The sequence below is a fragment of the Pedobacter sp. genome, from assembly GCF_041645105.1.
Lineage (GTDB): Bacteria > Bacteroidota > Bacteroidia > Sphingobacteriales > Sphingobacteriaceae > Pedobacter.
This window is the reverse complement of the sequence record NZ_JBAZQQ010000002.1, coordinates 812634-824581: the sequence shown is the minus strand read 5'-3', so window position 1 is coordinate 824581 and position 11948 is coordinate 812634. Positions and strand designations below refer to the sequence as shown.

Sequence of the window (11948 nt, the reverse complement as noted above, 5' to 3'; positions counted from 1 at the left end):
CTCTTAGGAGGCCTTTTTCTATTCAATCGATTTTATATTTCTCTGTTTACATCCCAGTTCTCCAGGTAATCTGCTACCCTGCGTACAAAAGAGCCGCCAAGGGCACCATCAACCACTCTATGGTCATAAGATAAAGAAAGGTACATCATGTGTCTGATAGCAATTACATCCCCAAATTCAGTCTCCAATACAGCTGGTTTCTTTTTAATCGCTCCAACAGCTAATATAGCAACCTGGGGCTGGTTAATAATAGGTGTACCCATGATATTACCAAAAGAACCTACATTGGTTAAAGTGAAAGTACCATTTTGAGTTTCATCTGGTTTTAACTTCGAATTACGCGCACGTGAAGCCAGATCATTAACAGATTTTGTTAAGCCAACAAGGTTCAATTGATCTGCATTTTTTATAACCGGTACAATCAGATTTCCACTAGGAAGAGCTGCTGCCATACCAATATTAATATCTTTTTTCTTAATGATCTGTGTTCCATTTACAGATACATTGATCATTGGAAAATCTTTAATAGCCTTACTAACTGCTTCTACAAAGATTGGTGTAAAAGTGATCTTTTCGTTTTCACGTTTTTCAAAATTCCTTTTTACTTTTTCGCGCCATATAACCATATTCGTCACATCAGCTTCAACAAAAGAAGTAACGTGCGGAGAGGTTTGCTTACTCATAATCATGTGATCAGCAATCAGCTTACGCATCCTGTCCATCTCTATAATTTCATCTGTGCCACCAACACTTGTTGCGACTTGTTTCGCTGGTGCTGTTACAATTTGAGGTGTTGCAGCTTGCTGAATTACTGATGAAGCTTGTTCTGCTTGCTTTAAGCCATTTGTAGCAGGTGATAGAGCTGCTCCTCCTTTTTTATTTTGAATATAGTTTAACAAATCATCTTTTGTTAAACGCCCCTCAGATCCTGTACCTGCAATAGCATCCAATTCATTGAACTGAATTCCTTCCTGAGCCGCAATATTTTTCACCAATGGAGAATAGAAACGCTCAGACGTACTTTCAACTTCGAGTTGAGAAATCCCTGGTATATCTTCCAGGGCAACTTCAACATTCTTCTCTTCTACAACGGCAGGACTCTCAATAACTTCAGCAGCAACCTGATCATCACCACCATCTGTTTCAATAATTGCAATGACAGCTCCTACCTGTACAATATCATCTTCTTTAAATAATTGCTTTATCAACTTACCAGCTATTGGTGAAGGAACTTCAGAATCCACCTTATCAGTTGCAATTTCTAAAACGGTATCGTCAAGTTCAATTCTATCACCTGGTTGCTTAACCCACTTTATGATAGTTGCTTCTGCAACACTCTCCCCCATTTTCGGTAACAATAATTCGTATTGAGCCATTTTTTATTTTATGATTTGTATCGAGTGCAAAAGTAAAGTATTTTGAAGACTTAAACCACATCCTGCTTAAGTTCATTCAAAACCATAGCTAATGCGGCTATAGCAGAACGTTCAATATTTTGTATGCGACGATTGCTAAAATTGAATAAACGGGCAATTACATGATGTTGATTGGCCACCGCAATCCAAACGGTACCAACTGGTTTCTCTTCCGATCCTCCATCCGGACCAGCCACTCCGCTTACAGCAACAGCATAATCTGTTTTAAAATGAACTCTGGCACCATAAGCCATTTCCTTTACCGTTTGTTCGCTAACGGCACCATAAGTATCCAAAGTTTCAGCGTGAACACCTAAGACCGACATTTTAAGTGCGTTAGAATAAGTCACTGCTCCACCTGCATATACAGATGAACATCCCGGGTGTTGCGTAATTAAATGTGCAATATATCCCCCTGTGCAACTTTCGGCGGTAGATAAAGTAAGTTGATTGGCCTCCATAATATCCAGCAATGCTTTCTCCAATGCCACATCCTCATCAATAACCACATATTTCTTTACCCTTGAAATAATTTGTTGAGCATATACCTCTACTTCAGCTTTCAGTACAGCTTCATCTGTTCCTGTAGCACTTAGCCGTAGTCTGATTTGTCCGAGTTTAGGCAGATAAGCCAGCTTGATATGTTCAGGCAAACTATCTTCAATATCCTCAATTTCAACTGCTAAAAATGATTCACCAATATTAGCGGTAAGTATAGTTTTATGTGTAATAAACGGAAGCTTGAATGCTTTTTTCAGACGTGGAAGAATTTCCTCTGTCATGAGGTACATCATTTCGAATGGTACTCCAGGCATAGAAACAAATATTTTCCCCCGCTCTTCAAACCACATACATGGTGCTGTACCATTTTTATTTTTAATCACCGTACAACCATCTGGAACATCTGCCTGCTTGCGGTTCATTTCAATCATCGGTTTATTAAACCGCACAAAAATATCAGTTACATGATCCAGGATTTCCTGATCACGTCTAAAACCCATATTAAAATACTTTGCCATGGTAATTTTAGTAATATCATCTTTAGTTGGCCCTAGCCCACCCGTTATTAAAATAATATCCGCACGTTTTTCGGCAAGCTGTAAAGCTTCAATAATATGATCTGCATTGTCAGAAACAGAACTCACCTGCTTTACCGTTATACCTATCAGATTTAACTCTCTTGCCATCCAGGCCGAATTTGTATCCACAATCTGACCAATCAGTATTTCATCACCAATTGTTATAATTTCTGCTAACATAAAATAGGTTTTAGAATCTGGTATAATATCCCTTTCTCTTGCTCAGTTTTAAATCCTGAAGAACAGAAGCTTTAACTTTAATATCAACTGAATAACTCTGGTAAAAACCAAAAGGTACCCAGGTAAAGCTCATATCCCAGCAATGTAAATCTCTGTATATAGAGAAGTTGGTCTGTGAGATGGTTTTACGTTGAAAATCCCAACCTGAACTAAAAGTAACTTTCCATTTTGGAGTAATATTGGCATCCCCGTTAAAGTTCAGCGTATTGGTAACAGTTCCGTTTTGACCAACAGCATCTGTATTGTAATTGAAAGTATAAGAGAAAGCGAAATTCCATGGAATATTAAAATCAACAAATGCATTCGGATCGCGACTTACTTTAGCCAGTGCTTCTGCTTGCTCAGCAGTTATTGCTCCTGTATTCTGTTGGTCTTTAATCTTATCCTGCTCATCATTCTTTCTCTTTAAAGCTTCAGGGTTCAGGCTATAGTTAAAAGAAAAACCAAAATTGGTTAAACGTGGCAGCCTACCTTTTGTCCAGGTATATTCATCAATCAGGTAACGTTGTCTCTGACCTGTCATTGCATTTACCGAATCTGCATATAAATATGGATTCAAGGTACCGTAATAGTTAATCCCTAACTTATCTGTGAATTGCGAACGACCGCTTAAACTTAGCGTTGATAATTTAAAGTTCTCTGCTAACAGATTATAGTTTCCACTGATTCCCAAACCCTGAATAATTGGGATTTTCTTTTCCCCTGTACCAGTCGTATCTTTTGGATTCAAAAACTTTGCTTCCACGGTATTATCGATAGAGAAACCTATCGATGCATTCCTACCTTCACCAGGACCACCATAAGCAGAACCTTCATGAATAGAATATTTAAGCGGAACGGTTTCACCTTTGAAATTAGTGGTATAGACCATATCGCCATTCTGGTAAAATGCATTTTTAAAATTCCCTTTACTTACATCAGAAAAATCAGGAGTATAACCAAAGTTCACACTTGGAGTCATCACGTGACGTAGCGCCTTAAATTTACCCAAATTTTTAAACTGTGCTGTTGAATAGATCTTAGTCGACAAACCACCACTAACCGTATATTGTCCAGATCTGTTGAAACCAGGAATAGTATCTATAAAAACTGCATCTGGAGCATTTGGAACCTTAGCATAAGTTTTTCTGATGGTTTGATAATGCCATCTTTCCAGGTAATTTACCCCCGTATTAAAATTAAAGTATTTCAAGATGTTGAAAGACATATTAATAGGAATATTATGTTGCACCCCACTCCTGAACTTGCTCAATGTTTCCTTTTTGAACAACAATGAATCTGGAGAGGTTATACTATTAGTAGCCTGCATGCTATAACCAACAGATATCTTTTCATACCATCTCTGCTCTCCTACTCTGTCTTTAGAGGCGAAGGGATTAAACGTAGGTACGGATAAGGTAATATCAGGCAAAGTTAAACTCACGCTCTTTGTCTGCGTTTCTTGTGAGTGACGCAAAGCAGCGGTCATATTAATCCCTTTGCCAAAAACACGGCTATAGGCAATACTGGATCCTAAAGTATTTCTGGCAATTTGATTTGGATCATATGTACCACCCGCAGCTGTTTCTCTATCATAGCTACTTGTTCCCGCATCTACACTTGCAGAGAAAGTTGTTCCAGGCTTAGCATTTGGATTTTGCGAGTGACTCCAGTTGATTCTAAAATCCTTACTTGTTCTGTAATCTGAAGTACCCTGGGTACCAAATTTATTAAATGCATAATCCAGATTTACATTGCCGTTAAACTTATACCTCTTAGTATAGTTTGAGGCAACACGACCGCTATATGATCCATAAGAATAAATGGAGCCAGTTATTTTCGCATCCCAGTAATCACTCAGTCCCAGATAATACCCGCCATCCTGTAAAAAGAAACCCCTTGAGAAGTCCTCACCGGGGGTTGGCAAAATAATACCAGAACTCTTCTTGTTCGGTTTGGGAAAGAAAGCAAAGGGTAGTCCCAATGGCAATGGAATATCTTCAATCTTTAGATAAAGTGGTCCTGCTATAATCTGATTTTCCGTAACAATAGCCTTGGTAAAATGAATTCCAAAATGAGGATGCGGCAGATTACAGGTACTATACGTTTGCCCCTTACTATGTATCTCGTCATCCGGTTGCTTCTTGGCTTTACCACCAGTAAAAAAACCACCTTCCTGCTCTGTATACACACCCCAGATATTACCAGCCTTGGTTACTGTATTAAACCTTAGCGAATCGGCCATTGATGTGCTCTGACCTTCCATCTTAAAAATCGGCCTGCCTATATACTTACCTTTGGCATCAGTAGTTCCGCTGGCATAAATCAGACTGGTTTTATTATTAAAAGTGATATAATCAGCATCCAGCTCAAGTCCCTGGTAAATTACCCTTGCTTTTCCGTACAGATAAACTATACTGCTGTCTTTACTGAATGAAACAGAATCTCTTGCTGTGTATTGAATTTTTTCTGAGGCTGTAGTATCGTTCGGATTGCTTTTAAGATCTCCTTTAGGGTCGCCTGGAATCCCGCCCCGTTTCAATGTATCCTGATCGGCAGGAATACTACGTTTTAACGAATCCTGATTAATTACCGTTGTACGACGTTTTAGCGTGTCCTGTTCAATTCCAGCGTTTTTCTTAAGCGTGTTTGTTTTAATTACATCGCTTTTAGGAACAACCTGAAAAGGAGAAAAAGAAGCAAAAGCAAGAGCATGGTTACTAACAGATGTTAATAAAACAATCGCTTTTAAAAAAATGATATAGCGTAAAAGTTTCAAATTCGTGTGTGAATGTTATTTTTGCATTAATGTTTAATCCAAAACGTTCAAAATTAATGAAAAATATACCATTGCTTAGAGCAAATGTTATTTTGATTTTATTTATTTCTATAATCATCAACATTTCATCTGTTAATCAAGCTTTTACGCAAGAATATAAAATAAAAACGATTGTTATCGATGCCGGGCATGGAGGTAAAGATGGGTCGACAAGGGGGATATTCTCGACAGAAAAGGATGTAGCTTTAAAAACAGCGCTTCATCTTGGCGAGGCTATTAAGGAGCAAATGAAAGATGTTAAAGTCATTTATACTCGTAGTACTGATGAATTTATCCCTCTTTACGAGCGAATTGCTATTGCAAATAATGCAAAAGCGGACCTTTTTATCTCTATCCATTGCAATGATATGCCGGTACACCGATCCACTGTTGTTACCGGATATAAAAAAATCAAAGGTAAAAGAGTACCTATTACTGAAACCGTATACCGCAAAAGTACCTCTACCAGAGGTGTAGAAACTTTTGTTTCGGGTATGGGTCGCATGAATGAACAGGATGAGGTTATTAAAAGAGAAAATGCAGCCATATTTCTGGAGGATAATTACAAAGAAAATTATGAAGGTTTTGATCCAAACAACCCCGAAAATTATATTATCCTATCTTTGATGAAAAATACGTTCCGGACTCAGAGCTTGAAATTGGCAAAATTGGTTCAGGATCAATATATTAATGTTGGCCGTGTAGACCGCGGAGTGCAGGAAAAAAGTCTTGCAGTATTGGCCCGCGCAGGAATGCCGGCTATTTTAACGGAGATAGGTTTTATCAGTAATCCTGAAGAAGAAAATTATATGAACTCCGAAGCTGGTCAGCATGAAATTACGGCCTGCTTATTGAAAGCTATTCAAAACTATAGAAAAGGTATTGAAGGCTAAGTAGAACAAGGATTAACAACAAGGATTAAAGATCCTGGAAGAAGAAACAAAAGTTAAAGACTAAAGAGTAAGATTATAAAGATTAAAAGTATATAGAGAGATGAGATTAAAAAAAGTTGTATTCCTATTTGCGCTTTCATTATTTACAAGTTCACAAGTTGCTTTTTCGCAGGGATATAAAGTTAAAACCATCGTTATTGATGCTGGACACGGAGGTCCTAAACCTGGTGCTGCAGGGAGTTATTCTGTAGAAAAAAATGTTGCTTTAAAAGTAGCTTTAAAATTAGGCAAGAAATTTGAAGAAGAAATGCCAGATGTTAAGATCTTATACACCAGAAAGACAGATATTGATGTGGAATTTCACAAACGCGCTGCATTGGCTAACGACAACAAAGCTGATATCTTCATTTCTATACACTGTAACTCTATGCCAGACAGAAGAGTGGTAACTGGTTATACCAAAACAAGAAGTGGTAAAAAGGTGCCTAAGTATGGTTATGTAAAAAATACATCTACCAGTGGTACGGAAACATTTGTAGCTGGTTCGCATCGTTTAAATGAACAAGATGCTGCAATTCGTGAGAATGCGGATATTAAACTGGAAAAGAACTATAAAGAAAATTATGATGGTTATGACCCCAACGATCCAGAGACATTTATTATATTATCTTTGTTCAAAAATACTTTTAGAGATAAAAGTTTAAAATTAGCGCGCTTGATCCAGAACAACTATACAGAAGATAGTAAAAGGGTAAACAGAGGTGTAAAAGAGCAAGGGCTTTTGATTTTACAAAGATGTGGAATGCCTGCTGTATTAACCGAAATAGGCTTTATTTCGAACCCAACTGAAGAAGACTACATGAATTCGGCTAGTGGTCAGGATGAAATCGTAAACTCGATTTTCAAAGCTGTAAAAACATATAAGAAAGAAACTGAGATAAATTAAATATCATACCTAATGAAGATCGCAAACGAAACCAAAGTGGGCATAATGGCAGCCTTTTCTATCGCCATATTGATTATAGGCTACAATTTCCTAAAGGGTAATGCCATCTTCTCGAACGAAACGATTCTTTACGCCAAATATTCTCATGTAGATGGATTGGCGGTATCAAAACCTGTTTTGATTAATGGTTTCCAGATTGGACGTGTAGATAAACTGGAATTACAACCTGATGGTAGCATTCTGGCTACCTTAAAGATTAAGGGAAAATATGAAATTCCTAAAAGTAGTATTGCAAAACTGGAACAAACAGATCTTTTAGGTAGTAAAGCAATTGTAATGGCTTTAGGTGCAGGAACTGATTATGCTCTGGATGGGGATACGTTAAATGCCAATGTAGCCAAAGGTTTACTTGAAACTGTACAACCAGTTCAAAAAAAGGCAGAGGTGATTATTGCTAAAATGGATTCTATTTTAACAAGTGTTAACTCTATCCTGAATCCTGACTTTCAGAAAAACGTTGACAAGAGCTTTAACAGCATCGCTTCTACCCTTTCTTCTTTAGAAGCTACTTCTAAAAAAGTAGATCACCTAGTTGGCTCTGAAGGTTCACGAGTATCTGCTATATTAGCGAACGTAGAATCTATTTCCAATAACCTGAAGAAGAACAACGAAAAGATCAATGCTATCTTAGATAATATTGGTACCGTAACAGATCAGGTTGCTGCAGCTAACTTTAAACAGACTATAGACAATGCTAATAAAGCTGTAGCTGACTTACAGGGAATCGTGTCTAAAGTAAATAACGGACAAGGTTCTTTAGGTTTGTTGGTTAACGATACTAAAATGTACGACAACCTGAACAATGCTTCAAAAAACCTGGATAACCTGATTATTGATCTAAAGCAGAATCCTAAACGCTATGTTCATTTCTCTGTATTCGGAGGAGGCAAAAAAGATAAATAGCATTGCTAAAAAAGCTATAATAAGAGAGGGCTTCAACAATGTTGAAGCCCTCTCTTATTATATGAATGTTTGTACGCTTGTTATATTGTATAGGTAATTCCCTCTATAGCCAATTCTGTCTCAGGGAACTCGGTCCTCGCTTCATCCAGCAAAGGCTGTAAGCTCTTATATCGGGATGAAAAATGCCCAATCAACAATTTGGATGCATGGGTAGATTTAGCAATTTGTGCGGCTTGTAGTGCAGTTGTATGATGCGTTTGATTAGCTCTATCCAACATCTCATGTAAAAATGTTGCCTCATGATACAAAGTATCACAACCTTTGATGCTATCTAAATAACGCACATCCATTAAAGTATCAGAGCAATAGCTATATTTTTTTGGTATATCTGAATCCGTAGTATAGTCTGCATTTAGCAATACACTACCATCAGGCAAGTCAAGGTCTACCCCTCTTTTTAACAAAGTATAATATTCAATAGGGATTTGCTCTGCTTCCAACTTCTCTATAATCAGCTTACGTAATCTTTTCTTTTGTACAAAAGAAAATCCTGTACAGGGAATCCTGTGGTTTAAAACAAAAGATTCAACCGTCAGGTCAGCATTTTCAAATATCTGTTCAGGTCTTTCAGCTTGTGTAGCTACAAACTCTATCGGATATCTGATTTCTGTTTCAGAATGTTTGAATTGTAAAGTAAGTATTTCCAACAATGCCGCCGGTGCAAATATATGCATAGGCTTCATGCGTCCATTTAGGTGCAGACTGGAAAGCAATCCAATCAGACCAAAATAATGGTCGCCATGCAAATGGCTAATAAAAATATAATCTATTTTATTTGCTTTGAATCCGTATCTGATCAACTGTTGCTGGGTTCCTTCACCGCAATCAATTAAATAGAACTTCTCGTTGCAGTTTAATAACTGAGCTGTAGGATTCCTATTGTATACAGGGGTTGCAGAACTACTGCCTAAAATAGTAACCTCAAATTTCATTAATCCTTATCTACGCTCCCTAGCAATTCTTTCTCTATTTCTTCCATAAAAATCAGATCCGTAGCTTCATCAACTTTCGAAACGATGGTTAATGACTGATCAAGATTAGACATCTCCAGGATCTTCGCAACATCTGGGTTAACACCAGTCACAATAAATAATCCACTATGCTGTTTACAAAGTCTGTCTCCAAAAAGCAAACTACTCAGATCTTGTGAATCATTACATTGTTTTACTGCTGAAAGGTCTAATACGATATTGCAATATCCATCTGTGTTCAATAAAATGAACTCAGATTTCAACTTCGGTGTATTGTCGTTCGTTAACTTCGATTCGTTAAGCTTTAAAACTACATACTTTTCATGCTTATCTACTGAAAATTTCATGATATTGATTGTTTAGTCTAATACGAAAGTAATTAATTTTATCTGTATATGTAAAATCTGTTTTGAATATTAAAGGCCATTCAAAAAAGCAATTACATTTTTTTCGATACGTGCATTGACATCTGCTTGTTCGTTTTTTACAAATTTCTCACCAATAATCTGCTCATAAAGCTCAACATATCGCTCCGAAATAGAGTTAACGATTTCAGGTGTCATTTCAGGAATCGTCTGACCATCTTTCCCTTGAAAATTATTCTCGATTAACCATTTGCGCACAAACTCTTTAGATAATTGTTTCTGTGGTTCTTTCTTTTCCTGACGTTCTGCATAACCATCCATATAGAAATAACGTGATGAATCAGGTGTATGAATCTCATCAATCAAATAAACTTCATCACCAACTTTACCAAACTCATATTTTGTATCTACAAGGATCAAACCTCTCTCCGCTGCCATTTGTGTACCACGCTCATATAAAGCATAAGTATATTTTTCTAATAAGGTATAATCAGCTAAAGAAACAATTCCTTTTGCCAATATATCCTCTCTTGATATGTCTTCATCATGACCCACTGCCGCTTTAGTTGTTGGCGTAATAATAGGATTTGGAAGTTTATCATTTTCATTTAATCCTTCTGGTAAAGTAACACCACAAACCGTACGTCTGCCAGCACTGTACTCTCTCCATAAGTGACCTGCCATATATCCTCTCACAACCATTTCAACTTTAAATGGCTCGCAAATGCGTCCTACTGTTACCATTTCATCCGGTACACTGATCACCCAGTTCGGTACAATATCCTTTGTTGCATTTAAAAACTTAGACGCAATCTGATTTAACACCTGCCCTTTAAAGGGTATTGCTTCAGGTAAAACCACATCAAACGCAGAAATTCTGTCTGTAACTACCATAACCATATACTGGTTATTAATTGTGTACACGTCGCGCACTTTTCCTTTATAAAAACTGGTCTGTTTTGGAAAACTAAAATTTGTTCCTTTAATTGCTGTCATTGTTATTTTTATTTGTTGTTTAGACGATCAACTCGTCTCTAGCTTCTTGTATTCTAATCATTTCTCTGTCCTCGTTAATCCTCACTCACCAATCCTTAAATCCTGTTCCCTGTTCCTTAATTCTTTGCGCTTTCATCCTTAATCTCTAACTCGATTCTTTCAACCTAATTTTGGGCACTACAGACTACTGTATATCCCCATAAGCTTTTAATATTCTTTTCACCAATTTATGTCTTACCACATCTTCCCCTGTCAGATAGATAATTTCAATCCCAGGTATATCATCCAAAATCCTCAAAGCATTATGCAAACCGGACATCTGTTTTTTAGGTAAATCAATTTGCGTAACATCACCGGTAACAATAAATTTAGCAGAAGGTCCCATACGAGTCAGGAACATTTTCAATTGCAAATCAGTTGAGTTCTGAGCCTCATCCAAAATAACAAAACAATTATCCAATGTCCTTCCGCGCATAAATGCCAAAGGTGCAATTTCAATGGTTCTGTTCTCTATATAAGTTTTCAACTTTTCTGCCGGAATCATATCATCCAGGGCATCATATAAAGGACGTAAATAAGGATCTACTTTTTCTTTTAAATCTCCCGGAAGGAAACCTAAATTCTCACCCGCTTCAACAGCTGGGCGTGTAAGTATAATCCGTTTAATCTCTTTATTCTTTAATGCTCTTACTGCAAGTGCTACAGCGGTATAAGTTTTTCCAGTTCCGGCAGGTCCGATCGCAAAAAGAACATCGTTCTTTCCGATACTATCAACCATTCTACGCTGATTGGCTGTTCTGGCTTTAACCATCAGGCCATTCGTTCCAAAAACTATCACCTCACCACCGCCACCACCAGAACCAGATGTAGTTTTTTCCACTCCATTTTCAACAATTGCTGTTGATTTTTTTGATGCTAAAATTGATTCCACATCATTTGGTGTTAACGAACTATATTTTTCCAGATGGTCAATCAGCTGATTATATTTCAGTTCAAAACCCTTAAGTTCCTGATCATCACCAAGTACCTTAACTTCATTACCTCTTGCTACGATTTTTAATTTTGGGAAAGCATTCTTCATTAATTCGTAATGCTCATTATTAGTACCCCAAAACTGGGCCGGATTTACCGATTCTAATGTTAATTTTAGTTCGTTCAAAATATTGTTTTTTAGATAGGAGTGTATATTTTGATATATTTGTACGCGATTTGCCGCTTACGCA

The 11948-nt window shown here is 37.2% G+C and carries 10 protein-coding genes; 3 read left to right on the top strand and 7 right to left on the bottom strand.

Annotation, left to right across the window (positions count from 1 at the left end):
- Positions 1 to 32 precede the first annotated feature (32 nt).
- Genes WC623_RS09780 through WC623_RS09770 form a run of 3 tightly spaced genes read right to left on the bottom strand, consistent with a single transcriptional unit; the run spans position 33 to position 5492 of the window.
- A complete protein-coding gene (locus WC623_RS09780) occupies positions 33 to 1376 on the bottom strand; it encodes a dihydrolipoamide acetyltransferase family protein (protein ID WP_372850419.1) in 1344 nt (447 codons plus the stop codon).
- Between the two features lie 50 nt (positions 1377 to 1426).
- Positions 1427 to 2674 carry a competence/damage-inducible protein A gene (locus WC623_RS09775; protein ID WP_372850417.1) on the bottom strand — a complete coding sequence of 416 codons (1248 nt, stop codon included), beginning with the start codon at positions 2672 to 2674 and terminating at the stop codon, positions 1427 to 1429.
- A gap of 10 nt (positions 2675 to 2684) precedes the next feature.
- Positions 2685 to 5492: a putative LPS assembly protein LptD gene (locus tag WC623_RS09770; protein ID WP_372850415.1), complete on the bottom strand. Its 2808-nt coding sequence runs from the start codon at positions 5490 to 5492 to the stop codon at positions 2685 to 2687.
- 29 nt (positions 5493 to 5521) lie between these two features.
- On the opposite strand from WC623_RS09770, the gene WC623_RS09765 reads away from it, so the two are divergent.
- The 3 genes from WC623_RS09765 (at position 5522) to WC623_RS09755 (ending at position 8333) form a co-directional block, all read left to right on the top strand.
- Complete coding sequence (locus tag WC623_RS09765; protein ID WP_372850413.1) at positions 5522 to 6424, top strand: N-acetylmuramoyl-L-alanine amidase; 903 nt, start codon at positions 5522 to 5524, stop codon at positions 6422 to 6424.
- Positions 6425 to 6524: 100 nt separating this feature from the next.
- Positions 6525 to 7370: an N-acetylmuramoyl-L-alanine amidase gene (locus WC623_RS09760; protein ID WP_349787497.1), complete on the top strand. Its 846-nt coding sequence runs from the start codon at positions 6525 to 6527 to the stop codon at positions 7368 to 7370.
- Positions 7371 to 7382: 12 nt separating this feature from the next.
- Complete coding sequence (locus WC623_RS09755; RefSeq protein WP_372850411.1) at positions 7383 to 8333, top strand: MlaD family protein; 951 nt, start codon at positions 7383 to 7385, stop codon at positions 8331 to 8333.
- 80 nt (positions 8334 to 8413) lie between these two features.
- On the opposite strand, the gene WC623_RS09750 is transcribed toward WC623_RS09755, so the two are convergent.
- From WC623_RS09750 to WC623_RS09735, 4 genes are all read right to left on the bottom strand, one after another.
- Positions 8414 to 9325 (bottom strand): ribonuclease Z, encoded by a 912-nt coding sequence (locus WC623_RS09750; protein ID WP_372850409.1) that lies wholly within the window; start codon positions 9323 to 9325, stop codon positions 8414 to 8416.
- Entirely contained in the window at positions 9325 to 9711 is a 387-nt protein-coding gene (locus WC623_RS09745; RefSeq protein WP_372850407.1) for an STAS domain-containing protein, read from the bottom strand. The genes WC623_RS09750 and WC623_RS09745 overlap by 1 nt, the downstream gene beginning before the upstream one ends.
- Before the next feature lie 69 nt (positions 9712 to 9780).
- A complete protein-coding gene (locus tag WC623_RS09740) occupies positions 9781 to 10725 on the bottom strand; it encodes a phosphoribosylaminoimidazolesuccinocarboxamide synthase (RefSeq protein ID WP_372850405.1) in 945 nt (314 codons plus the stop codon).
- Positions 10726 to 10909: 184 nt separating this feature from the next.
- The gene (locus WC623_RS09735; protein ID WP_372850403.1) at positions 10910 to 11884 is read right to left on the bottom strand and encodes a PhoH family protein; all 975 of its coding nucleotides are present in this window, start codon (positions 11882 to 11884) and stop codon (positions 10910 to 10912) included.
- Positions 11885 to 11948: the final 64 nt, after the last annotated feature.

Excerpts from the sequence above, each read along its gene's own strand:
- WC623_RS09780 (WP_372850419.1), bottom strand. The coding sequence starts at position 1,376 with ATGGCTCAATACGAATTATTGTTACCGAAAATGGGGGAGAGTGTTGCA.
- WC623_RS09775 (WP_372850417.1), bottom strand. The coding sequence starts at position 2,674 with ATGTTAGCAGAAATTATAACAATTGGTGATGAAATACTGATTGGTCAG.
- WC623_RS09765 (WP_372850413.1), top strand. The coding sequence starts at position 5,522 with ATGTTTAATCCAAAACGTTCAAAATTAATGAAAAATATACCATTGCTT.
- WC623_RS09760 (WP_349787497.1), top strand. The coding sequence starts at position 6,525 with ATGAGATTAAAAAAAGTTGTATTCCTATTTGCGCTTTCATTATTTACA.
- WC623_RS09755 (WP_372850411.1), top strand. The coding sequence starts at position 7,383 with ATGAAGATCGCAAACGAAACCAAAGTGGGCATAATGGCAGCCTTTTCT.
- WC623_RS09750 (WP_372850409.1), bottom strand. The coding sequence starts at position 9,325 with ATGAAATTTGAGGTTACTATTTTAGGCAGTAGTTCTGCAACCCCTGTA.
- WC623_RS09745 (WP_372850407.1), bottom strand. The coding sequence starts at position 9,711 with ATGAAATTTTCAGTAGATAAGCATGAAAAGTATGTAGTTTTAAAGCTT.
- WC623_RS09740 (WP_372850405.1), bottom strand. The coding sequence starts at position 10,725 with ATGACAGCAATTAAAGGAACAAATTTTAGTTTTCCAAAACAGACCAGT.